Source organism: Shouchella patagoniensis (genome assembly GCF_002019705.1).
Classification (GTDB): domain Bacteria; phylum Bacillota; class Bacilli; order Bacillales; family Bacillaceae_D; genus Shouchella; species Shouchella patagoniensis.
This window is the reverse complement of the sequence record NZ_KV917377.1, coordinates 2,963,519-2,988,057: the sequence shown is the minus strand read 5'-3', so window position 1 is coordinate 2,988,057 and position 24,539 is coordinate 2,963,519. Positions and strand designations below refer to the sequence as shown.

The 24,539-nt window shown below is 36.6% G+C and carries 23 protein-coding genes and 1 pseudogene; 7 read left to right on the top strand and 17 right to left on the bottom strand.

Translation table 11 applies throughout. The features are described 5' to 3' along the window. Window positions 1-3 precede the first annotated feature (3 nt). Genes BK584_RS15730 through BK584_RS15720 form a run of 3 tightly spaced genes read right to left on the bottom strand, consistent with a single transcriptional unit; the run spans window position 4 to window position 5,984 of the window. Window positions 4-3,156: a type I restriction endonuclease subunit R gene (locus BK584_RS15730; protein ID WP_078393451.1), complete on the bottom strand. Its 3,153-nt coding sequence runs from the start codon at window positions 3,154-3,156 to the stop codon at window positions 4-6. Window positions 3,157-3,172: 16 nt separating this feature from the next. Beyond that, entirely contained in the window at window positions 3,173-4,402 is a 1,230-nt protein-coding gene (locus BK584_RS15725) for a restriction endonuclease subunit S (protein WP_078393450.1), read from the bottom strand. After that, entirely contained in the window at window positions 4,392-5,984 is a 1,593-nt protein-coding gene (locus BK584_RS15720) for a type I restriction-modification system subunit M (RefSeq protein ID WP_078393449.1), read from the bottom strand. The genes BK584_RS15725 and BK584_RS15720 overlap by 11 nt, the downstream gene beginning before the upstream one ends. Before the next feature lie 953 nt (window positions 5,985-6,937). Between BK584_RS15720 and BK584_RS15715 the strand changes: the two genes are divergently transcribed. Next, on the top strand, window positions 6,938-7,363 hold the full coding sequence (locus tag BK584_RS15715; RefSeq protein ID WP_078393448.1) for a hypothetical protein: 426 nt from the start codon (window positions 6,938-6,940) through the stop codon (window positions 7,361-7,363). A 61-nt stretch (window positions 7,364-7,424) separates the two neighbouring features. After that, on the top strand, window positions 7,425-7,844 hold the full coding sequence (locus BK584_RS15710; protein ID WP_078393447.1) for a PDDEXK family nuclease: 420 nt from the start codon (window positions 7,425-7,427) through the stop codon (window positions 7,842-7,844). A 49-nt stretch (window positions 7,845-7,893) separates the two neighbouring features. Here BK584_RS15710 and BK584_RS15705 read toward each other — a convergent pair whose 3' ends face one another. The 4 genes and pseudogenes from BK584_RS15705 to BK584_RS15690 form a co-directional block, all read right to left on the bottom strand. Next, window positions 7,894-8,262, bottom strand: a complete 369-nt coding sequence (locus BK584_RS15705; RefSeq protein ID WP_078393446.1) for a cystatin-like fold lipoprotein — start codon at window positions 8,260-8,262, stop codon at window positions 7,894-7,896. Between the two features lie 79 nt (window positions 8,263-8,341). Further along, entirely contained in the window at window positions 8,342-8,536 is a 195-nt protein-coding gene (locus BK584_RS15700) for a hypothetical protein (RefSeq protein WP_496196945.1), read from the bottom strand. 60 nt (window positions 8,537-8,596) lie between these two features. Continuing rightward, complete coding sequence (locus BK584_RS15695) at window positions 8,597-8,860, bottom strand: hypothetical protein (RefSeq protein WP_078393444.1); 264 nt, start codon at window positions 8,858-8,860, stop codon at window positions 8,597-8,599. Between the two features lie 18 nt (window positions 8,861-8,878). Further along, a pseudogene (locus BK584_RS15690) lies at window positions 8,879-9,190 on the bottom strand (M23 family metallopeptidase); the annotation flags it as partial. Between the two features lie 784 nt (window positions 9,191-9,974). Here BK584_RS15690 and BK584_RS15680 point away from each other — a divergent pair. From BK584_RS15680 to BK584_RS15670, 3 genes are all read left to right on the top strand, one after another. After that, window positions 9,975-11,093, top strand: coding sequence for a type II toxin-antitoxin system RnlA family toxin (locus tag BK584_RS15680; RefSeq protein ID WP_169871297.1), 1,119 nt, complete (start codon window positions 9,975-9,977; stop codon window positions 11,091-11,093). A gap of 32 nt (window positions 11,094-11,125) precedes the next feature. After that, window positions 11,126-11,488 (top strand): type II toxin-antitoxin system RnlB family antitoxin, encoded by a 363-nt coding sequence (locus BK584_RS15675; RefSeq protein WP_139365679.1) that lies wholly within the window; start codon window positions 11,126-11,128, stop codon window positions 11,486-11,488. A gap of 410 nt (window positions 11,489-11,898) precedes the next feature. Continuing rightward, window positions 11,899-12,330, top strand: coding sequence for a hypothetical protein (locus BK584_RS15670; RefSeq protein ID WP_078393439.1), 432 nt, complete (start codon window positions 11,899-11,901; stop codon window positions 12,328-12,330). 347 nt (window positions 12,331-12,677) lie between these two features. Here the strand turns inward: BK584_RS15670 and BK584_RS15665 are convergent, their stop codons facing one another. The 10 genes from BK584_RS15665 to BK584_RS15620 all read right to left on the bottom strand — a co-directional run bounded on the left by BK584_RS15665 (window position 12,678) and on the right by BK584_RS15620 (window position 23,905). Next, entirely contained in the window at window positions 12,678-14,582 is a 1,905-nt protein-coding gene (locus BK584_RS15665; protein WP_078393438.1) for an ATP-binding protein, read from the bottom strand. Continuing rightward, window positions 14,570-15,100 carry a hypothetical protein gene (locus tag BK584_RS15660; protein WP_078393437.1) on the bottom strand — a complete coding sequence of 177 codons (531 nt, stop codon included), beginning with the start codon at window positions 15,098-15,100 and terminating at the stop codon, window positions 14,570-14,572. Before BK584_RS15660 ends, BK584_RS15665 begins: the two co-directional genes overlap by 13 nt. Beyond that, the gene (locus tag BK584_RS15655) at window positions 15,087-16,325 is read right to left on the bottom strand and encodes a hypothetical protein (RefSeq protein ID WP_078393436.1); all 1,239 of its coding nucleotides are present in this window, start codon (window positions 16,323-16,325) and stop codon (window positions 15,087-15,089) included. Before BK584_RS15655 ends, BK584_RS15660 begins: the two co-directional genes overlap by 14 nt. Window positions 16,326-16,475: 150 nt before the next feature. Next, window positions 16,476-16,826, bottom strand: coding sequence for a cystatin-like fold lipoprotein (locus tag BK584_RS15650; protein WP_078393435.1), 351 nt, complete (start codon window positions 16,824-16,826; stop codon window positions 16,476-16,478). 85 nt (window positions 16,827-16,911) lie between these two features. Next, window positions 16,912-17,430, bottom strand: a complete 519-nt coding sequence (locus tag BK584_RS15645; RefSeq protein ID WP_078393434.1) for a YddI family membrane protein — start codon at window positions 17,428-17,430, stop codon at window positions 16,912-16,914. An 18-nt stretch (window positions 17,431-17,448) separates the two neighbouring features. Then, window positions 17,449-18,483, bottom strand: a complete 1,035-nt coding sequence (locus tag BK584_RS15640; RefSeq protein ID WP_078393433.1) for a lysozyme family protein — start codon at window positions 18,481-18,483, stop codon at window positions 17,449-17,451. A 35-nt stretch (window positions 18,484-18,518) separates the two neighbouring features. Continuing rightward, window positions 18,519-20,675 carry a CD3337/EF1877 family mobilome membrane protein gene (locus tag BK584_RS15635; protein WP_078393432.1) on the bottom strand — a complete coding sequence of 719 codons (2,157 nt, stop codon included), beginning with the start codon at window positions 20,673-20,675 and terminating at the stop codon, window positions 18,519-18,521. Window positions 20,676-20,689: 14 nt separating this feature from the next. Then, complete coding sequence (locus BK584_RS15630; protein ID WP_078393431.1) at window positions 20,690-21,016, bottom strand: STIV orfB116 family protein; 327 nt, start codon at window positions 21,014-21,016, stop codon at window positions 20,690-20,692. A 14-nt stretch (window positions 21,017-21,030) separates the two neighbouring features. Continuing rightward, window positions 21,031-23,529, bottom strand: coding sequence for an ATP-binding protein (locus BK584_RS15625; RefSeq protein ID WP_169871295.1), 2,499 nt, complete (start codon window positions 23,527-23,529; stop codon window positions 21,031-21,033). Next, window positions 23,414-23,905 carry a conjugal transfer protein gene (locus BK584_RS15620; protein ID WP_169871293.1) on the bottom strand — a complete coding sequence of 164 codons (492 nt, stop codon included), beginning with the start codon at window positions 23,903-23,905 and terminating at the stop codon, window positions 23,414-23,416. The genes BK584_RS15625 and BK584_RS15620 overlap by 116 nt, the downstream gene beginning before the upstream one ends. On the opposite strand from BK584_RS15620, the gene BK584_RS15615 reads away from it, so the two are divergent. Together BK584_RS15615 and BK584_RS15610 are read left to right on the top strand one after the other, a co-directional pair. Beyond that, window positions 23,866-24,216 carry a hypothetical protein gene (locus BK584_RS15615; RefSeq protein ID WP_139365677.1) on the top strand — a complete coding sequence of 117 codons (351 nt, stop codon included), beginning with the start codon at window positions 23,866-23,868 and terminating at the stop codon, window positions 24,214-24,216. The two genes, BK584_RS15620 and BK584_RS15615, sit on opposite strands and share 40 nt — an antisense overlap. Then, window positions 24,191-24,535 (top strand): hypothetical protein, encoded by a 345-nt coding sequence (locus BK584_RS15610; RefSeq protein WP_078393427.1) that lies wholly within the window; start codon window positions 24,191-24,193, stop codon window positions 24,533-24,535. The genes BK584_RS15615 and BK584_RS15610 overlap by 26 nt, the downstream gene beginning before the upstream one ends. The last annotated feature ends 4 nt before the right edge of the window (window positions 24,536-24,539 follow it).

Below are 24,539 nucleotides of genomic sequence, written 5' to 3'. Positions count from 1 at the left end.
TCTTTATCTCAACTCATCATCTAACGGCACAACCACTTCATCCAACATCTTTCTCCACGCTCGTTTTAAGCTTGGACTAAAAGTAAGTGGTTTTGCGTCTGGATAAATTAGTTTGTATTGATCAAACTGCTTACTGTTAAGAATGCCCTTAATATTTGGTATTGGATCGGTTCCTTCGACGTACTGAATGGCTGACAAATGGAGCTCTTTTACGTCAACGAACCAGTTATCTGCAAATTCTTGAATGTGCTTGTCTTTTGTTTGCGTGAAGTATTGACGCTTTACAACAAAGATGTCATCAGTCGCTTTAATGACGTTGCTGTCCATTGCATTCAGAATGGCGTGATACACATCTTTGACAATCTCTGTTTTGTTTAGCTTTTGTAAGGCTTTTTCAATTTCTTGACGGATGTCTTGGTCGTTTGCTGAGTAATTGCCAAGTAGCTGGTCAACAAAGGCAGAGTCGATATCATAAACTTTTATCGCATTTTCTGCATAAAACTCAATCGTTGAAAAATCAGGCTCTGCGCCTTCATCGCTTGGTTCCTTCATCAGTGAGCCCTTTACCGTATTGTATACGCCTACATGTTCTTCAATTGTGAGAACTTGTTCTTGTAGTGATGTGGATTTCTCCATCGCGTCGTTGTAGTCGTCATAGGTAATTAACGCTTCGTACGAATTGTTTAATTCTTGAAAGGCTTGGACAAAATCAATTTTTTCATCAATCGGCGCATGCTCATCAATTGTTGCCAGATTAAAATCGGCGTTCGTTAATGTCTTGTGTGCTTTTTTAAAGCGGTCTAATGAATCCTTATATGTCGGATAGACAAGGTTTGTTTCTTCTTGTTTATTTGAATAAAGCTTTGTTGCATCTTCTACATTGCGTTGCATGGTCGCTGGTTTACGGAACGTCATAATTAAGCCTTTTTTCTTACCAGGGAACGTTCGATTTGTTCGTGAGAAGGCTTGGATTAAATTGGCATAACTTAAGTTTCTGTCAACAAATAGCGTTTGAATCGTTGGTGCATCAAAACCTGTTAGCAATCGATCGACAACAATGACTAAGTCAAGATGTTTGCCAAATTGTTTAAATTCTGCTTTTTTACGAGCCAAGCGGTTGTTAATGTCACCATTGTACCGATCAATATCTTGAATCGACCATGCAGTGTCGTAGTAAGCATTGTACGATTTCATCATTTCCGCCATTTCATCTTGTTGTTCCTTCGCGTGCTCTTCATTTTCCTGTAACGAGTACGTCACCGCAATTCTCGGAAAGTCGGGATCATCCATTGTGCGCCCTTTTCGTAGCGGGTGTTTCAGATTATCCATCCAATTTGGTTTACTTGTCATTTCTTTAATCGCATAATAATAGCGCTTTGCCATCTCAATAGAGCTCGTTGTTAAAATGGCAGACTTTTGCGGACGACCATTTGTAAAGTCAAACTTGGTATACGCATTGTCCGGACGAAATATCTTCTCAATAACGGTTTGAATGTGCTGATCATCTTGATAGATGGTTGGGTCAAGGTAAGACTCTTTTTGAACCCCACTCATTTCATCAATAAGGAGATTAATTTCCTCATTTGTTTTGTTATTGTTTTTCTCGTCATATCTTAATTGGTCATAAATACTCTCTAGCAACGCTTCTTTTTGAATCGTGTCTTCATGCTCGACTTGAAAGCCTAGCACCGCACCATCATCCAAGGCATTTTTAATCGTATAGGTATGTAACACGTCACCATACTGATCGCGTGTTGTTCGTGCCAATTTCCCTTTTGCTTGCTTCTTATTTACCTCCAAGATTGGTGTGCCTGTAAAACCAAACCAGGTGGAATTAGGGAAAAACGATTTAATAGATTCCTTCCCTTCAGCACTTAAAGCACGATGACATTCATCTACGACAAAGACAATATGCTGACCAAGCAGCTTTTTAAATCGCTGCTTTCCTTCTTTTTCTTCTTGCTTTTTCGCATAGTCAAGGGCATTTTCGAGCTTCTGCCTTGTGGTAATAATAATGGTATTCGAATTGGCATCAGCAAGGAGCGTTCGGCTTAATTCTTTCGAACTACCTGTTCCAACAATTAAACTATTCGCTTGACCGCCTCCCGAAGTGATCCCTGTGTTGAATTCAGATGCGAATTTTGTGAATTCAGTCGTAGTTTGATTATCCAAATCTTTTCGATCAATTAACATAATCGTGCGGTCAACACCTTGCTTTTTAGCGAGTAGCTTCGTTGAAACAAAGCTCGTTAACGTCTTCCCAGACCCTGTCGCATGCCAGACATATCCTGATTGGTGTTTATTTGCTGACGTAAATAACGCTTCAATCGCATGGATTTGATATGGATGTAGCACCATCAACACTTTTTGATCAATTTCCTCACTGACGATTGTATAACGTGCTACTAATCGATGTGCATATGGTATATTAAGCACCTGGTTCACAAATTCATAGAGGTTGTCCACTTTGCGATTGTCCGTTGTACGCCAGCTAAACAAAAATTTCGCATGCATGTCCTTTGGCATCGCATTTGCAAAATAGCGCGTCGTTTGTTCGTTTGAAATGACAAACAGCTGAAGCGTCGCAAAGATATTATTTCGAAATAAGCCTTCTTCAGCGTATTTTTTGACCTGATTAAAGGCTTCAAAAACACCATCTTTGGCAGTCACTTGCTTTAACTCAATTTGTACAATTGGCAGGCCATTAATAAGTAATGTCACATCGAAGCGACGATCTCTTCTCTCAATTGAAGCGCGCTGCTTTGCAATCTGATGAACAACTTCATAAGTTGAAATGCCACCGCCAATATCGTGATTTGAATAAACAACAAGAGACATTGAACCTAGGGAACGATCCTCACGCTCAATCGTCACACGAGCGATGCCATTCTCGCCACGAAGAAATCGCGCCGCATCAAACGGCGTTTGCGTATGTAATAGGATATCGGACTTAATCCGCTCAAACTCCTTATCAGAAATCGGCGTCTCGCCAATTTCTGATAAGTTGTTTTGCGTGATGATCTTTCGAACGTTTTGCCATAAATCAGCTTCTGTTTTTAAGTCAGGGCGGTAATTCCATTGATTATGCCCTTCACCTAACACATCAATTAACCGCTTCTCAATCTCTGCTTCGTCCTTATGCGCAATCTTAGTCATTCCTATCCCCTTTCCCTTACACAAACATCTTTTGTAAAAACGCTTTTTTTGTTTCCTTGAGCATATCGAGTTCTTTTTGGTGTAGAGCGATTGTGTCGTCCAGTTTTTTGAAGAAGTTGCCGATTTGGGTTTGTTCTTCTAGGATAGGTATCCTCAATGAAAAGTTAGCATATTCTTTTGCATTAACTCCTGGCTGACCAGAACGTTGCGAAGTTATATTAATATATGTTCTATACTTTTCAGTAAGTGTATTTTGAAAAATAAAGTATGGATGATAATTATTGAGCAATCTCATTCGAATCAAAAAGCCTGCAAAATAAGCAATGCCATCACTAGAATCATAAATATATGACTTCCCAACACTTGCTCCCGTTCTTGCAATAAGAATGTCACCTTGGTTCAGTAGGTAACTTTGAGATAAAGACAGGTCTGTATTTGGGGAGGTTAAATTGTTATTAATTAAATTACGGCTATGATCATCAATATCCGTTATTCTAATATACCTGTTTTTCCCATCATAATTTGTCGCACTTGCATTAAGGCCATATTCAAATTTATTCGTAATATCACCTAATGTTAATAATCCCCATTCCCCGCTAAACCCCGGAAAACGAACTTCCGGTACAGACTCCCCTTCTTTTGGAAACATCTTTTGTAAGAAGCCTTGTTTCGTTTGCTTTAATAAGTCTAGTTCTTGCTCACTACGTTGAATAATTTCTTTTAAACTGTGAACAAACAAAACAATTTGATTTTGCTCTTGAATTGAAGGAATTTTCACCTTTCTTTTTTTCCAATCATTCACATTAAATACCAACTTCTCTTTATCAACACCATAAGAGCTTAAATAATAATGGTTGTACATAAGTGGCAGCTCTGAAATTAATGATAAGAATTTTATATTTAATTTATCAGTACCATTTAAAACTAGATATTCATTAGATACGATTGACCCATCTAAAGTTTTGGGTACAGTCGCACTCGCACCATGCACTATTTGTCTTTTAGATATAAGAAAATCGCCCTCACATATTAAAAATTGAGTTTTAACTAGTACTTCAGAGCCTTTAAATAAACCTCTTGACACAACACCACCGTTTCTCCTTTTAACTGTTACGAGTTCATAGGTATCATTATTACTCATTTTAAATGGTCTAATTATTTCAGTTACAATGTCACCTATAGGATTCTCTTCCCACTCCCCTCGAAACCCCGCAAACCTAACTTCCGGCACTCGCTTACTTTCCACGATTAAACACCTCTAATGCTCCTTTAATCCAGTCTGCGTCTTTCTCATCAAACTGCATGGATGAAATCGCGTCATATAAGCTAGACTCAAGCTCTTCTTTTTCTTTTCGGATGTCTTTAATTGATGCACCGATGCTTGCCATATCAACAGGTTCTTCTTCTTCAAACGTATCGACATAACGTGGAATGTTTAAGTTAAAATCATTGCCTTCAATTTCTTCAAACGAAGCGAGGTGCGCATACTTTTCTATAGTTTTTCGTTTTTGGTACGTGTCAACGATTTGGTCAATGTGTTCATTATCTAACTTGTTCTGATTCTTCCCTTTAATAAACGTCTTACTTGCATCAATGAATAAGACGTCACGCTTGTTGCGGTTTTTCTTAAGGATAATGACTGTTGTTGCAATGTTTGTCCCATAAAATAGGTTTCCAGGCAACCCAATGACGGCATCGATGATTCCGTCTTCAAGCAATTTCTTCCGAATCACACCTTCTGCTGCACCACGGAATAAGACGCCGTGAGGCAAAACAATGGCCATTGTTCCTGAGTCTTTTAAATGATACAAGCCGTGTAAAAGAAAGGCAAAATCAGCTTTTGATTTAGGTGCTAGTTTTCCAAAACGGTTAAAACGTGAGTCATCTAAGAACGTGTCTGCCGCCGACCATTTTGCGGAGTATGGAGGATTCATTAAAACCGAGTCAAACGTATACGGTTCATCGGATGGCCAATCTTTATTTAACGTATCCGCATTTCGTAAGTTCATATCTTCATTATTGACTCCATGAAGCAACAAGTTCATTTTTGCTAGATTAAACGTCGTTGTATTCATCTCTTGACCATGGTACTTAACATTATCAGGGTAGTCGATATAGTTCCGGACGTTTAACATCAGAGAGCCTGAGCCCATTGTTGGGTCATAAACACTAAATAAACGTTTTTCTTCTTGCCCTATCGCAACAATTCGCGCCATCATTAGTGATACTTCATGTGGCGTGTAAAACTCGCCCGCTTTTTTTCCCGCTTCAGAAGCGAATTGACTAATGAGATATTCGTATGCATCGCCAATAACATCACCATTATGACCAATAACATCAACATCGTTTAACTTCTTCAATACTTCTGTGATTGTAACGTTACGTTGCTGGTCGTCCGATCCTAGCTTCTTCGAACGCAAATCAACGTCATCAAATAAGCCATTAAATTGAGTGTAAGCGGACGACAGCTCACTGAATCCATTTTCTAGATGGTGAAGCTGAAACAGGTTTTGCTTTGCTTGTCTCGTTAGTTCATTGAAAAGGTATTCTGGCTTCATTACGTAGCCTAACGTATCATGTAATGTTTCTTTTAAGTCTTCACTTACTTCATCGTCATTTAGGAGGGAATTGTAGAGGATCGCTTGTTTTTCTTGTGTGTCGTATTCATCAAGCGATTCATCGGCTACTTCTACCACCTTTTCAAGTAAGCGGTCAGATAGGTATTTATAGAATATAAGTCCGAGTAAGTAGTTTTTGTATTCAGATGCATCCATCTTGCTGCGCAGATTATCAGCTGCGCTAAATAATTTCTTATGTAAAGTTGCCATGTGCTATTTCCTCATCTCTTGCTAATATTGATTTATTGTATCTAAAATAATTCTTCACTAACTTCTCATAATATCTAATTTAAATATGCTTACCTAGTTTATTCTAACATGCTTTTTAAATGGTAAGCGTAATGAAAAACATTTTAAACTATAATTGACCAAAGCAAATAGGGAAGTTTGGACTAGCTTTCAAACAAAAAAGACTAGTTTTCACTAGTCCTTTATATTTCTTCTCCCACTTTGCTTTGAATTACTAGGTGCTTATCCATCTTGCCTTAACTTATGCCCAGACTCTCATTAATATTATTTCTGAATTACTAATCATAACTTACCGAGAAAAGCTATCTCACTTTCTTAATCTAAAACACTATCCTTAGTGTAATCATATTCTCATCCTCATCACGTCCAAAAGCATTACACAATGGAAATTAATAGATTAATATTAAACGTTTAGATGATATTTTTCCTGCATGAAGTTAGCAAACATTAGTTAGATCCTATTCTCTGGTGAATCTTGCGTTATAAGTTGCTCCAACCCATTTCAGTAAATATATTGCCATTTCTGTATCAGGGGTGATACACAAGCTTCACTTTTCCGAAAAGCCCATGAATACAGGATTGTTGGTGTTCCTCTCCCCGTTCGATCTCATTAATTCCGTCTTTTTGTGATTGGTTTGTTAGAAATTTGGCTTGCAACCGCATTTTTATAGAAGAAACTATTTATTGTGCTACTAATTCCCACTCATTTTAACCTATTAAAAATATAATTTTACGATTTATTAACTTAATTGATTTTCCATATATAAAATAAGTAACTTTGCCATTGTAGGTTATATTTGCTTTTCTATAACCAAGAAGTTGTCTCGAGATACAGTCATTTCAAATCGGTCTTATGATCTATAATAGTATAATATTATAAAAAAGAGAGAGATTTATAACTTTGAGGTGAAACAATGAGTTTTGATGATTACGTTAAAAATTTCTATAAGAATCGAAAGAAAAAACCGAATTATGATAATTTAAGGTCTGAATTTATTGATAAAGGATATGAAAAATTTCTCTGGCTTAATCAGCGCGAGGAAGATAGCAGTGCACGTAATACAAAGAGAAAAATTAGGACTTTAAAAAAATTCGATAAACCTGAAATTTTAACATCTATTGTAAAAGAAATTTCAGAAATAATTTCTAATGACGAATTTATATTCTTTTTTAGTTATGCACCCACAAAAAGTTATTATTTAGCAAAAGAGTTAGCCAAAAGAGCACATAGAACTGTCGTTCTTTCAAACGTTTATGAAGACGATAGTTCCATTAATACTGTAGCAATTTTTAAGCGGGAACAGGTAATAGAGGCTAATTTGTTTTTCCACTCCTTATGAGAGTCTGGTATGGGAAATGAAATGGCTGCATATAGGATTTTTGGAGTAGACATTTTGTACATTGCAGATTTGTGTTCCACTAAAAATCAACGTATTTGTTTCCCTAAACCTAATTTATAGCCAGTTAATAGCCAAAAACGAAGTACCAGTCAAGTGGAAATCTGAAAAGCAACTATTCGACTTGGTTTATTTGAATTATTCAGATACTATATTTCAACACATGCCTTTATGGTTAGCTCCTCAAAGCTTAGATATTTATGTGCCTTCATTGAAATTAGGAATTGAGTATCAAGGGGTTCAACATTATGAACAAGTTGAATTTTTTGGTGGAGAAAAAGGACTAGAAAGAAGAAAACAGCTAGATGAAAAGAAGAGAAATCTTTGTAAGGAAAATGGCGTCACATTATTAGAATGGCATTATCAAGATACGATTACAAAACCAACCTTAAAAAAGAAATTAAAAGAGATGGGATTAGGTTAAAGGTGAAATTAATTCTCTATGGTTAATTAACAACTAGCAAGAAGGAGGGTCACTCCTCCTTCCCCTGCCACTCTTGATAATCCGGCTCCCTATCCGCCAACCCTAGTCTATCATCTGTTTGATTCATTCTAGGCAGCCATTCATACGTATCCCTGCTTCTCTCATAAAATTCAAAACGAACATTCTTATCCTCATCTTCTAAATCAAAGAAGCCAATTTTAATATAACGTCCTTCTTCATAGACACTGATATCAGCATTTTCACGAGTAATTTGTTCTTCGTCCATCCATATCATAGCAGTATCATCATTCTTATATAAGTCAATAACCTCTTCGATCTCTGCGTCATATTCACTTCCACCACAAGCCGCTAACAACAAACCCAATATAGCAACAACACTTAATACGCTCTTTTTCAATTTCCTCATCCCCTTTTAATTTGGTTTTAACCTAACGCCATTAATTCTTAGAGAATCATAGATTTACCCAATCAACTTCCTATTGTTGCTGAAAAGTAAAATCGGCAACCTTCCATTGTTCCTCTTCTACTATCATTTCTAACGTCATTATGGTCATTGCTACACTTAATACTTCATTCACTTCAATTCGGTTATCAAACAAAGCAACAAGCTCCACACGATCATCTAATGATTGCCCTTCATAGAGACTTAGGCTTTCCACGCTGGATTGAATCTTTACTATATCGGTATTACCATAAACTTCATCTAATCCCTCTGCATCGTCAAACTGTAATTATTCCAAGGCTTCCTTTGTGGCATAGCTTTCTACTTCTTGCTTCGCAGGATTATCTTCATAATTAAAATAGCCATTGATAAACTTTCCAGCTGCCTCATTCGCATGTTCATTTGTATCTGCTTTATTAACGTCTTCGTTTTTAAGCTGTTCGTATTGCTCCGCCAATGTTAGATTCTCGTTTTTCAAGCTACTATTTTGAAAGATGAAAAACATCATCGTTCCTAGCAACAATACAATTACGGCTATTAATTTCTTTTGCATGTATACCGTCCTTTCTTGTTAAAGTCCCAATGTCTCTTTTTGGTCAATCTTATCTGGGTGTGCCTGACCAAGTTCAGTCATATGTTCCAAATGAAGATGGTTGCCCGTACTAGAACCTGTTGTGCCACATTTACCTAGGGAATCCCCTTGATCAACTTCTTCACCGTTCGAAACACCTATAGACGATAAGTGCGCATAACGCGAAAACTCGTTTTGTGCGTGTTGCACAGTGACGTAATTGCCATAGCCAACATTGCCATGCCTTGCTTCGACTACTTTTCCATCTGCCACACTTAAAATAGAATCTGCTGGTGTACAGCCAAAGTCGAGCCCTCCATGAAACGTATTCCTTTCTCCTGTAACGGGATGTGTTCTCCATCCAAAGACCCTGCCTCCACTTACAAGGTAAACAAACGATCATCAGACTGGCTTAAAGTGATTAACTATCAATATACTGATGGACTTATCACAGGTTATCGTAAGAGTGAATTTGGACTGCTGTTAGAAAGCTTTGACGGTGAGTTATGGGGTGTCATGGAGCATATGGCTTTTAAGCCGCGTAGGGAGTTTTATGAAATCGCTAAGAGGCAAAACGTGAGCGAAGATGTGCATTTGGAATCGCCGTTACCGTGTAAGATTAGATACAGGCATAAGACAAGCAAGGGGTATCTTCATATACCTACTTTTATGAATTGGTTAATCTGAAGAGATTTAGTGAGTTTTTCAAGCGATTGCATCTCTTTACTTGAAACAGGTATGAAATGGCATACTCGGTTACGAATGGGTATGCTTTTTTGTAGTTGATCAATGAGGTTGGGATAAAACGAAATGACATAATGGATGGTTTCCGCGTAGGATGATTGAATGTGTGGGGGCACGTTGTGTTTCATGATGAGATGATGGTGAATGTGGAGCAGCAATAGTAAGCGAGGGAATTGCGGGTGGGGTTCATGGCAGGCCTCCTTTTCTTTTTATCTACGCCACGGAAAACAATAATTCCTGCCGAATGAAACTTCCCGGGAGAATTAATCTCAATATCATCCAAATTTCACCAATTTTTTCTGTTGTTGTGGTAAAATACGCTAATACAATGATTCTCGTAGGAGGAAGTATCATGCCCACATACAAAAGTCTTAAAATTCAATACTCAAATGTTAAATACATCATTGAGGAGTTCTGCTCTAACAATTCAAAATGCAACGGACACTCATTGCGATTTATTAACCTATCAGGAGTTCATCACCGATGTATAATTAGTAATACATCTGGACAGGAATATAGGCTAGTTGACATTTGGGATTCCAAAAACGGCATTACCGTAAAGTCAGATGATGATTTTAATACAGAGATCTCTGAAGAATTAGCTTGGCACATAAAAGAAAGCGCTCAACCGTTACAAAAGAACCGATCTTTCCAAATTAAAAACTTCGATCCCCATAATGAAGGATATTTTGATTTATTAATTGAATATATATCTGAAATCGATAACGTTAATTTCGAAAAGAAGGGTAACCATCTAACTAAGCAATATAAGTTTGAAAACGAAAAAAAGAGTGATAAAATCACATTAACACTCCATAGTAATAACACATTACAAGTACAAGGTAAGCCATGGTTATTGCATGCTGAAGTTATGTCTTTATTAAGCGAATTGAACGCCATTGATTTTGACGGAGTTATTTCAACTCAATCCGAATTTTTTGAAGTTCCAATTGATGATCAGGTAGTAGATGACGACATTTCATCAATTTTAGTTAATTCACGTGATTTTTTAGGCACGCATTTAGTCAACATACTTGCTTCTTCTGTAATTTACAGAAGTGTAAATATTCCTATGCCTGAATATAGTTCCACAACGATCCCGGCTTTTAGAGGTTTAGAGGGATATTTAAAACTTCTCTTCAAACAAATCGGAGTCACAATTGACAAGTTTGGATTTAGTAAAGATAAAATTTCTTTTGACAACATTAAGAAGAAACATGTTGTACACAATAATATCGTAAGCCAATTAGATCCTGAAAAAATGTTTATCGTTCAAGCTATAGAAAAATGTTATACCCACTATAACAATAATAGACATACATACTCTCACGTTAGCGTAAATATTGTAAGCACAGGGACTATAACAGACAAAAGAATTGCAGATACATTGATACTAGATACATTAAATCTTATCGAAAGCACATATCTTAGCTGTTCAACATATATTGAGCAAGAAGCAAAAGGAGCTTAAAAGTGAACGTTACTCAAATAAGGGGTGAAACAATGGATACGTTTAACATCATTAATACTGATGACGGAAAAAATAAGTATCCTTACCTTGTTATTTCAACTAGTTATAATAATCCTTTGGACGATTTAAAGGAAATTGAAAACGATTTAGGAGATTTTTCGGGTCGTTTGCTATTTGACTTACTCGCCTCTAACGGTCATGCCCCTAACCGTTTTATCGAAGGAAAAGTTGTTAACGGAAGATTTGAAACCTCTAGCTTTAAGATTGTTAATCACATTGATTTAGAAATAAAAAAAGAAACTTTTAATTATTTTATGGACAACATGCAAGAATTAGAGAACAGTGTACTTAATAACGCTGCCAAATTTCTTTTTAAAAAAGGATTGAAAATTTAACCCTGCAAAAGCAGGGTCTTTTTCTATTTACGCTAACTGATTTACCCTCGTCCTCACCAATGGAAATGTAAAGGCGGACGGCCACTTTACACATGGGTTATTTAGGACAGGTAAAGTTTATGGTTATTCTGATAATGTGTCGATAAATTATTTGATTAAATACGAAACTACCGGACCTGAAAGAAAAATAATAGAAGGACATCTAATCGATTCACACGGTAAAAGTGAGGAAGGCTATTATTTTAAAGGTCAGTTTAAGAATGGTGTAATACCTAAAGGTATTACAACTTTTTTCCATTCTAATGGGGTCTTATCTTTCACTGGAAATGTAGAGAATGAACTAAGAGAAGGCAAAGGTACTAGCTACACGGATCAGGGAAAAGTATTATTTAAGGGATTATTTAATCAAGGTGAACGATTCAAAGGTACTCTATTTAATAGGGGGACAGAAAAGGTTTGTTGGGGAATTTAGAAATGGTCAGCCTTGGAATGGAACAGTCAGGAACTATAATTTTTCTAGGGAGAAAATAAAGGAGTTCACAGGTGAGATTAGAGAGGGTAAACCCTTTATAGGTACAGGAATTCGTTTTAAAAGGAATGAATTTGGAGCAGATTTATTTGAAATCATTCAACACGAAAATTGGGAACCAGATGATAGTATGATAGAACATCAAGAAACTTATAATCAAGAGTTGCTAAATGAACATACACGTAAAGAATATTCCGAATGGGAAGACTACATTATAGTCGATTGGAAAGAAGGGGAGCCACTGGAACGAGAGGATATAGAACAAAATCTCCGTGTTTATTATCATGAAAACTATCGAAGAAAAGACAAATAAGACTACATTAAGATATTTCATTTAACCGTTTATAAAATAAGAAGGCTGTTTAAATTCGACTTTCACTACAATACAAGGAATTAAAACGCAAGAACAACAAATCATTTTGCTGTGCAGTAAATCGAAACTACGCATTCAAACAACTATTTTACTAACTTTGTGAAACATTGTATTAAAGTAGCGAGGACTTTAGCTGAAGAATAATACAAAACATCAATAATAGGGCTAATTGGATCGGCCCCTTCCAACCCAGAAAACTATTTAACAATGTAAGCAATCCCTCCTCGGAAAATTTAACTAGAGGTGCTTATCTGTATAAGATAAGCACCTCCATAGTTCTCTTAGTCTCACTTTTTCTTTAATAGTTTGCTCTGCTTCGTTAAAGATTCTCCTTTTTTATATAAAGAAAATTCATCAGGGTACTTACTAATCCCAGTAGTTAGGATTACTTGAAACTTGTTCTCCTCAATTGGAAATTGTGATATTGCTTTTTCTAAATTTTCTTGATCAATCCCTAAACTCTCTGGGGTATCAATTAGCAAGAATCTCGGAAAAGGTATACTATCATCTTTAATTGACATCTTAAGTAAGGTTAAAAAGTACATTAAGCGAACTGGCACGTCCACACTTGCTTCTTTGTACTGTCCCTCATTTATAACAGGCATATAATTATCCTTATCTATTTTTGCTTTTCTAATATCTATCTGGACTCCCATTAACAAAGAACTGTATATTTCATTAAATTCTATTACTTTTTCCTTTATTTCTTCTTGAGCAGCTGCTTTTCTTTCATTCATTTCACGATTTAGATCGCTTAAGGTTTCTTCTTTTAATGAGTATTGTTTTGCTATTGAATCGTAATTTTTCTTAATTTTATAATGTTGCTCTGAAGCAACAATTTCTTCTCTAAGTACATTTTTTTTATTTACACTCTGCTTAATATCGACAATATTAGTGCCTCTATCTATGTCTTTTTTCGCTTCTTTTATTAAATCCATTTTCATCTTTTTTTCTTTATTCAATTGTTGCAAATTAGAATCGACATCCGTTATTTCCTCGTTACATGATTTTATCGCAATTTTTAATGTCTCTACAGATTTTTGTTTTGATTTTAAGATACCTAAATATTCATCAGTAGAATAGAAAAATTTTTCATATTCATTTTCCGACACTTTTTGACCACATATACAGTGACTTTCTTCTCTTACTACTTTATTCAAACAGTAAGGACAAGTATCAGGTGAAAACAAACTAAGTTCCTCATGGGTTAAAATTATTTTTTTTATATGTGTGACCTCTAATATTGTATTTTCAATTAAATTTTTAATATTATTAATTTCTTTAAAGAGTCTATTTTTCCTTTCTCTAAGACCTTCAATTTCAACTTCAGCATCTATCATTTCTTTTTTTATATTTTTGACTTTATTTAAGCTATCAATGGGTTCCTTTTTAGGAGTGAGTAATGCTGTTTCATAAATTTCTAACCTCTTTAGTTGTAACTGTTTCGAGTCTATTTCTTTTTTAATAATTTCTGCAGAACTATCTTTTAAATCATAAAAGCCGAGCTCACTAGCTACATCTATAAACCCTTCTTCTTTTGCTTTTAAGATATTCTTTAACCTTTTTTCATTATTTATCTTTCCTATAAGCTTGTAATACTCTGAAAACTCATGTCCAGTTAACATTTGAAATATCACTTTTCTCATAAATTCTGAATCTGATACAAAATTACCATCACTTCTAGAGTCTTTATAGATCTTTTCAGCTACTGTTTTTTGATCATAATAAATGAGCCTAAATAAGTCTGAGAAATTAAGCTTTGATTTAGTAGTTCCTTGAAAAAAATCGATAACAGGAATTCCTAATTTTTTTAATAACCAATCAGAAAAGATTGTTACGTCGCTATTTGGTCTATGTATTAAATAATCCTGTATTTCTCCATCTTCATCAACAAATATTTTATGAACATCTACATTGAAAAACCTTTTTAATTTATAACTTGTTTGATTTATATTGAGAAGTATATATACGTAGTTATTAGTGTCTCCAACAATTTCAGTATGTTTTTTCCTCTCTCTATCATCAAACTCTCTTACATAATTTCCAAGACCATAACTAATAAGATTTGAGAATGTACTCTTACCTGAACCATTCTCACCTTCTATAATATTAAGCCCTTTTTTTAAAAGTGGCGATTCATAGTAATAATTATCACCCTTGTAGTATAATTTTTTAATTTCTAAATATCCCAAATCATCACCCCGTTTTTCTTGAAAAGTTTATCAATAAGACTCTCTAAATTAATTACATTTAACCTTTTATATTTAGACTTAAAGTTATTTAAATTATTTGTTTCTATATTAAAAAGGCTGGAGTTTAAATAATTCTCTGACAATACATTAGTTCTCAACCTTACATCTATACTTTTTCGACTTTTATTTTTTTCTAGTATAATTAGACCTTTTTTTTCCATACTAAATAGAATCGACTTTAATAGCGGTTCACGTAATTTTGCGTTAATATAAATATCTTCAAGAATTCTCAATTCTTCATTCCTTAACGGTGTTTGTTTTATCGCTAATTTTAAGAGATTTTTCTCAGAAATGAAGGGTAAAATAAATATAAGCTTTCTATAATCACAAAAATTTGATTTATTCTCATAGCACTTTAAATTATCCAATATCAACAATGAATTATAAGTAATAAAATAATAGTCGCTGTCTTTGCTAAACATTATTCTTTTTTTAATTTTCTCGTTATACGTTTCCATTATAAAAACCCTTCTCATCAAATGATAAAAAACAACTATCAATTAATTCTAAGATTGCACCTTTAATAGCATCATCGCTTTTAATAGGGTATGAATAATCTTTCGACTTGTCTTCTAAATGTTTTTTTGCTGCCTCAAACAAATCCTCCAACCAAATGTCAATATCTACACTGGTTTCTTCTCTATCAAGCAAAACATTAAGCTTCCTCTGACAAGCTTCAAATATTCTATATCTAAAAGAGCCTTTCTCAATATCTGTTAATCCTCTGTACTCTTCTTTTATTGCTGCTACATCCCTTGCCTTTAAACCTATCTTTCTTTTTTTATAACTTTCATTAGCCTGTTGAAATTTCTCTTCTAGACCTCTATTATCAGTAGGTTGATCAAGATCATTCCAAATAGCATACACTGGATCCTCCTCTTTAATTACAGCATCTCTAGATAACCTTAAGAAAATATTTTCTACCTGCTCAGATGTCACGTGTTTTGACATTGCATCAGGCAGTTGCTCTTTTTTCGAGAATACATTCTCAAGTAAATCAATTACATAATCTTCTTTGTTTAAAACATCTATATAATTCAAAAAAGATCTTTCTTTTATTTTCTTTATTAACTTCCTTTCCAAGTCTTTATCGTCGTATTGGCCAAATTTCCAATTTATCCGATCAAGAAATTTTCTCCAATCTTCAGATTCGAATTTTTGAAGTATCTCTATATAACCTTGACCTTTTTTCCCCTTATATTGTTCTTCATACTCATAAAGTAACCTTTTTTTTATACAATCAATTACCTCATCATATTCACCAATAATTAAGTAATCTAGCATTGGTTTTTGCGGTAGTTTAATCTTTAATTTTTCAAGTAGTTTAGAATTTCTTTCATTTGTATAGTTGATATTAGTGTAAAAGCAATAGTACATTGACTCACTCATATCACAATTAAGCCAATTATCTAAGAATATAATCAGACTATTTGTTACCTCTTTAGACATAAAAGAGAACTTACTGTTTGGATCGTAATTTTTGTCTCCTTCAGTATTAATGATTAGACCTTGAGGCGATACAGTTCTTATGTATACATCATCCAAGTATTCAGTAGATGCAAATACATGTACTTTATCATCATTTAAATCCATTTTATCTAGTAACAAGCTTATTGCTCTTAGTCTTTGTAGCCTAAACCCTTTTGATTTATCTCCATTATCTCTGTTGATAGTATCTACCATATAAATTCTCCCTGTATAAACTTTTTAAAGCTTTTCATTTCCAGAGTATATACCTGACAATAGATCTAGTCGTTTGTTACTAATTCTATAATAATTCTTAAATACCTGTAAATAAATTACTTTATATAAACACCTATAGGAATTCTCGATCTACTCCTGATAATCTGGCTTCCTATCCGCTAAACCCAACCGATCATCCGTTTGATTCATCCTCGGTAACCATTCATAACTATCTCCACTCCTCTCATAAAACTCATGACGAACGGTCTTATCCTCATCCTCTAAATCAAAAAAGCCAATCTTGATATACCGACCTCCTTCATACACACTAATATCAGCATTATCGCGAGTGATCTGTTCTTCATCCATCCACATCATTGCGCTATCATCATTCTTATATAAGTCAATAACCTCTTCAATCTCATCATCAAATTCACTTCCACCACAAGCTGCTAACAACAAAACTATTAAAACACCCACACTTAACAAGCTCTTTTTCATTTCCCTTATCCTCCTTTGATTTTGGTTCATCCTAACATCTATCCACTCAAATTCTAAGAGAATCATAGATTTTCCCAACCAACTTCTATTGCTGTGTAAAAGTGAAGTTGGTAACCTTCCATTGATCCTCTTCTACTATCATTTCTAACGTCATTATGGTCATTGCTACACTTGATAAATCATTCACTTCAATTTGGTTATCAAACAAAGCAACAAGCTCCACACGATCATCTAATGATTGCCCTTCAAAGAGACTTAGGTTTTCCACGCTGGACTGAACCTTTTTTATATCAGTATCGCCGTAAACTTCTTCCAATCCCTCTGCATCGTCAAACTGCAACTGTTTCAAGACTTCATTTGTGGCATAGCTTTCTACTTCTTGCTTTGCTGGTTTGTCTTGATAGTTGAAATAGCCATTGATAAAATCATTAGCTACATCCTTCACCTGTTCATTTGTATCAGCTTCATTAACATCTTCACTTTTAAGCTGTTTGTTCTGCTCCATCAATGTTAGGTTCTCGTTTTTTAAGCTGCTGTTTTGAAAGATGAAAAACAGCATTGTTCCAATTAACAATACAATTACCACTATTAGTTTCTTTTGCATGCAAACCGTCCTTTCTGGCTAAAGTCCCAACGTCTCTTTTGGATCGATCTTATCTAGATGTGTTTGACCAAGCTCGGTCATGTGTTCCAAATGAAGGTGGTTGCCCGTACTCGAACCTGTTGTGCCGCATTTACCTAGGGAATCTCCTTGATCAACTTCCTCACCCTTCGAAACACTTATAGACGATAAGTGAGCATAACGAGAAAACTCGTTTTGTGCGTGTTGCACAGTGACGTAATTGCCATAGCCAACATTGCCATGCCTTGCTTCGACTACTTTTCCGTCTGCCACACTTAAAATGGAGTCTGCCGGTGTACAAGCAAAGTCGAGCCCTCCATGAAACGTGTCTCTTTGTCCCGTCACGGGATGTGTTCGCCATCCAAATTCGCTTGTGATGCGAATATCTTTTAATGGCAATGCCCAATCTGCATCGCCTAATGCGTAATCTGGCTCGTTTTTATCTAAATAGCGCATGACGTTATCCACGTAATTTGGGTCTCCATAGACATCCCATCCCAAGCGATCTTTCATATGATTGGAAAACTGTTGTGCTAGTTCTTTACTATAGTTGCCGTTGTTATGTTCATTCACATAGTCAATAAAACCATGTCCCATGTTATAGCTTTGTAAGGCTAACTCTATATCTCCACCAGCCGTTTCTAGTACACTGGCAAAGTAGCTCACACCTTGTTTAATGGATAGCTCTGGATCGGTGATTGTATTAACAGGAAGTCCAAGTGATTCAGATGATTGCATGACATCGGCAAGTCTTCCACCGCTTTCTTGCATCGTCATCGCCATTAAAATTTCGATATGGTCTTCAATACCGTTCTCTTTTGTATAGCGTTCAAAGTATGAGCGATAGCGTTCAATCTCTGGGCTGACGCCACTAAATGTATACTCTGAATCCATGTCGCTTTCAATCTCTGATTGGGCATCGCTCCCTGTCGTGTTGCTTTCCCCTGTAATTACCATGACAACACCCATGAGGATCATTGCCACAAATAAAAATGGCACGGCAGCAAGAAACAACCCACAGCCTATCTTTTTCATGTCACAGCCTCCCTCTTCACGACAAAAAGGAACGTCTATTTAGACGCTCCCTTTGCTCTACGTGTGTGTCGATCTTCTTCTTTTTCAATCGCTTCTAATTCTCTTTTTTCATTGTGTTGTGCGGTTCTGATAGATTCTGTCTTTGGTTGATCATGGCGTTCATTGAGCCTTTTATTTGGTTGAACCGCTTGATTCTCTTTGTTTTGAATCCATTGAGGTTCGTTTTGTGAAGGTTTTTGTTCCGTTCGTTGATTAGCGGAATTTTCACCTTTTGTTTGACGCAACTGATTGTCTCTCTCTGATTTCTCTACCGAACGCAACGCTCGATGATCGTCTAAGTACGTCACATCACCTTGTTTGATAGACGTACGATTGGATTGTTCCTGAGTATCACGCGGCTGTGGTTGCTTCGTTCGTTCGTGTTCTCTTTGATTAATTTCTTGTCTTGGCGCATGGCGTTCTTCTTTTTGATGAGCCGCAACTGGGCTTAAATCTTCTCTTGGTTGCTTCTGTTCTTTTTGCTCTTGTTTAGACGTTTGTTTTTCCGTTTTCTTCTTCTGCTTCTCTGCTTTCTTTTCTTCACGTTTTTGTTGAGATGTCCGTTCAGCACGCTTCATTTGGTCATGGTGTGCTACAGCCGAAGACGGACTTTCTTGTTTTCTATCTGTCTGTGGTGTTCGCGCTTCTGCTAGTTGCGCCTCGTTTCGACCTTCTTTCACACTCGTACGCTCACTTTTAGGTGGCGCTTGATGCTCGGTTTGTTGAATAGGCGATTCCCGTAAACCTGCTGGACGTGGTTTTATTGCGTTAACAGCCGGATTGACCATTTCATTCCGTACTTGATTAAGCATGTTGTTATCAACCGACGTAACTTTCCCAGCTGTCACCATTTTAATTAACGCATCGCGTTTCCAGATCATTAAAAGCAATACGGCAATTAACACAGTCAGATTGACTAAATACATCGCAAACCCTTCTGGTGGCAAGACCGCATCGACGATGAAACAAAGCACATAGACAAACAACACAAGTATACCAAGCATTGCTTTTAAAACGAACACACTTAACAGCTTGCCGATGCTTACAAAACCTGAATATGCCAATTGAGGAATGTACGACATGATGAACGAAAATGGGATAAAAAAAGCAAGTGCCAACGCGATAAGCTGCAAGAGGAAATTTAGTAATGCTAGTAGCAAGAATGGTATACCGAGCAGAATTGAACCAAATAAAGCGATAAGGGACTGCCCCATTTGTTGAAAGACATTTCCTCCACCCATATTTTCATTGTTGTACTCGTCAATTTCACCATTTATATACCTCTGCCTATCTTTTTCGCCATCACTCGTTAACTGAAATGCCAGCATGCGATCTACTCTGTTGAAATTGCTTCCTCCTGGAACGTCTTCTGGATCAGCATGATCGTTCTCATTAATAGTGTTCTCACTTGTCGTGCCGTAATTTACAATGAGATATGGCTTTTTCATGGCTAGATCGAAATAAACATTTCTCATAATTGCGATCGTTCCATCCATTTTGTTCTCAGGATCAATTTGACTCGTGTCGGCATAAACGCCTTCGCCTTCAGCCACATTAATTAATCCATTTCCTGCTTCAAGCATGTAGCCTTGCGCTTCTACTGACAACGCATTTAATGACTTCATGAAATAGCCAGCATTGAGCATCCAATAGCCACCTATAACAAGCACCAAGAAGAATAAAACGGAGCGCCTTAACGCTTCTTGAACGCTACCCTTCGCAATAAACAAATAGACAATGTAGCCTACCGCAAATACAAAAAGCAACTCTCCAAAGTGTTCTTTCAACGTATCATATACGGTAGTTGAAATTATTGTTAACGTATCCGCAAATTCATCGATTGGTTCTAGCGAATACAATTTATCCATTGCTGTATCGACAACCAGTACAACGTTACCAGCTAGAGAAAATACGACATTCGTAAAGCCCACAAATGCACCTTTAATCCGCCCATCAGCATCTTCATTGTTAGCTACGTATCTCGATATGGGGTAACGTTTAATGGATAGTTCTACGCCGCCTTTCTCTTCTACCTTTGGTTCGGTCATGTTTTCTTGGTCATCTGCGTAGACTAACGTTTGGGAACCAAAAAAGAGCAGGGCGATTAGCGCTGCTCCTATGCTTATCCAGATGGCTTTTCGCTTCCAGCTCATTCTCCCTCTCCTTTCTAGTCCATTCTCGTTAAGAGAAAGAAATCATAATTCACGCTTTGTAGTTCTTTTTCTGTCAGCTTCTTGTATTCCATGTAGCGATCATATAGCTTAAAACAAAGGGCTTGCTGGTATTTTTCTTGCCTGAATCGAATGCGATTAACCGAAACAGGAAAGCCAAGAAGCTCTTCTAAAAAAAATGATGAGGATGCATGACCAGCATAGCTTTCATAGTTGGTTTCATGGGCAAACATCATTTTCCGTGCTTCCATTAATGTAATCTTTTCTGCTTTGTACACACCTTGGTTCGTAATCACAAGTGAATTTAAAATCGCTAACTTCATCCTCTGCCTCCCTTCTACAAATACTTTTCTTCCGCCGTTGCCACTGAAGATGTTTCGACCGTTTCTAACGCGCCATACCATTCATCAAACAGACACTCAATGCTCATTTTCGCTGTTCGGCCATAATAATCTTTAAAAAGACACTGACCTTGAAACATGTTTTCCATCATGTCTTCGTTCTCTTCGCTTGGCTCCATATTCATCCATTTGAGCACTTCTTTTCGTTCTGTCGGTTCATCAAACGCAAACGCTACACCGAAGTTCCCTGACTCTTCTTCACGCAATGCATCTTTCGTACTTTGTGAAATGAAAACAAGGGCATTGTTGTAGCTGCGCCCTACGCGACGCATTTGTTTTTCAACTTTTCTCCCTTGTTGGCTGGATGTGATCACCCATGCTTCATCCATAAATTCCATTGTGCGTTCTTCCTTGTTCATGCCAAATAGCTCACAAAATTTCCCAAGTGCAAACATGACGGCACTTGATTTTAGTTGGGAATTTGTATAACTCTCAATCGGATCAGTCGCTTCTGGTAAATCGAGGTTTTCAATTTCGACAATGCTAGTACGCTTGTTTAAAGAAAGCGCCTGATTGGAACCATCATGGACACATAATTTCATAATGGAATCCGCTACAACCTCATACAAAAAATCCCCAGCCTTTTGGACTGCGGAATCTTCATGGTTTCGCATTTGTTCAATGATTGTTAGTGAACCTACTTGCTCCCCGTTTTGCTTTTGTTCCAATACATTGGTGATTGCACGTAAAAAAGCAGTATGAACATCGTCTTTACCTTTAAAGTCATACACTTGTGCGAAAATCACTTGCACCATTTCCTTTGCTTGCATCGGTGGCAGAAACACGACTGGATCAAGCGCCCCCCAATTGTCTTCATCCGTTGCATCAAGCGTTGTAAAATGAAATTTTTCGAGATGCTGTGTAAATAGCGGGTACTCTTGTTGTACCCTTGGGTTTTGCTTCACCTTTTCAATCCACTTACGCAATTCCTTCTTTGGGTCAATGTACAAGGATTTTACATTTAGCATGCTGACATAGATAAACAAGAGCTTCGCTAAAAATGATTTGCCTGTGCCGGTATCCCCCGTAATTAGAACATGGGGCGAGCGTGTCTTTGACCCTTTTAGCTGTTGGTTGGCTAAGAACATGTGATACAAAACAGGGAAACGACTCGCTGATATCGCCCCTTGTAAATCGGCATGCTTCACAAATGGATCAATCCAACCAATAAAGAAGCCAATTTTTGAACCAACATCTGCCGATACGCCAAAAAGTCCTTCAGCTAAGCCATCTTGAGTGGTTTTTTGTAGCCAATTTCGGTTTGTCACATCTAAACGTTCCCCAGGTAGAAATTTATAGAACAGAGGCAATTGGTCAGCGACTGGGATTCGGCATGTTATCCCTGCTGATTTCATATGTCGTGTGACAAGCTTTGCTCGATTTTTGCATTCTTTTTTTGTATCGCCTTGTACCACAATCACCGCTAACCAGTTCAACATATCCACATCATCTTTTTTAATTTCATCTTGCAAGTGCCTGACTAAATACGCACTCGCACTCACCGAAGAATCCTCTTGATCACCAACACGGTTTTGTTCCAACGTTGACTCTTTTAACTGCTGCTTTTTTAAATTTAAATCCATTTTCGTTTTTGATTTGCTTTCAACCTGAACTTTCATCTCAATTTCTACTGGAAAAGTCAGTGTTTGTGCCTCATAAAACAGTTCACTCTCAGCCATATTGTGGCGAAATTCATCAATCACAACAAATGACATGTACCCTTCTGATCCATCGCTTGTAAGCTTCAACACACCAGAAGAGGTTGGATCAATTAACGTATTCGTAATCGCGTCAACGGACGCATTTTCAATTTCTTCCCCTACTTGATGATCTAAGCCTCGTAAAAAGTTATAGCGATTCACATAAATCAATTCGTCTTCTGTTAAACGAATCCCATTGACCATTGCCAGTAAACTTGCTGTTGCCTCCTCTGCCTCTTCATATTGTTGAAAGAAAGAGGTGGAAACGCTTTGTTCCCACCCTAAGAGATTTACGATTGTATCTGTCGCCGTTGAAAACATCGACATCATGTTTTCCTTTAGTTCAGCATCACTGTTCACTAGACTCTGCTTTAACTTCACTCCTAAAATAAAATCATTTTTTGTCACTTTGCCTAAGCGTTGATTGAGCAAGCGCACCGTTTCTTCTGTATAGTATTCCGCCATTTGTTTTGCGTCTTCTGCCAAGTCCTGTTCCAAGTCGGCAAAGCGTTCTTCCAATCGATATTCCTGTGGGTACATCATCAAATGGAAGTCTTTATACGTTGTTAATTCTTCAAAGAAAGCTTTCCAGTTCCGTTTATAGCTGTTCACCACTTTTTTATTTTGCATGAGAATGGACTGACTCTTGATGCGGTAATACGCCCACACGTCGCCCGCTCTCGTTAACAATAGATTGTTCCTCATTGTTTTCATTGGTGTTTTTAATGTACTCATTTTTTCTTGCCACCACCTTTACACAGGATTTAAATTGAATCGTTGAATCACTCATCCATTCAACCTCTCGATCATTACAAAAGCGTTTTTTTGGGAGTTTAATTTGGACGTAGTATTTGGCTACATCCCAAAAGTATAAATAAATGTTTTTGCCTTCAGGTTTAATTTTCGTCACCAGAATTGTCAGCGCTAGTGGTAAGCCAATTAACCACATCACGAAGGTTCGTTCAAACGCATGAGGAAATCCCATACGAATGATTTGCCCTACAAGAAAGGTTAAAGCCATAAACACAAAAAAGTTGATTACTGGGATCAACTCAAATGGAGTTTCTATTGATGCAAGAGGTACAAGCAGAGCAGTTTCAGCTTTATGCATCAATGCCATTCTTTATGGTCTCGGAATATTGTCACCAAATTGATCATCTTGCCGCCATTTTAGCCAATGAATTTCATGTTTCTATTGAGTTGGCCGAAACTCGTTTAAAACAAATTGAAGCAAGAATTCAAGGTGCCGAATCTGTACAAAGATTTAATGACGTTATACAAGAACAACCTGTTCCCAATTCTTATAAAACCGTTGCTAAAAAAGTCGTTCCTCATCATGCAAAGTCATTAGTAGAAAAAGCACTTCTTCAAAAACAGAAAAGGAGCTGGCTAGACAATGATTTCCTACAAAGTATACTATGACTATCATGAAGGCAATAAAGCCCCTATATGGCTCGTTCTAAATGTACGTGATCAATTTATCGACTGGGAAGAACAAACTCTTACAATAACTGTACAGGCTCCTTTTAACATGCATCCAGCAGAAGAGTTTGATCCATATGCTATGAATGTAACCATTTTAATAGATGATTTACTCTTAACGACCTCTGAGAATGTGTTTGGAATTAACTTAACTAACGTTGAACATCGCTTGAATTTACACGGCGTTGATCGAACAGAGGTTGATAATTTCGTCATTCAAGTTGCAGATTTAGAAGATGTGCTGCACTTAACTCTGTAAATAA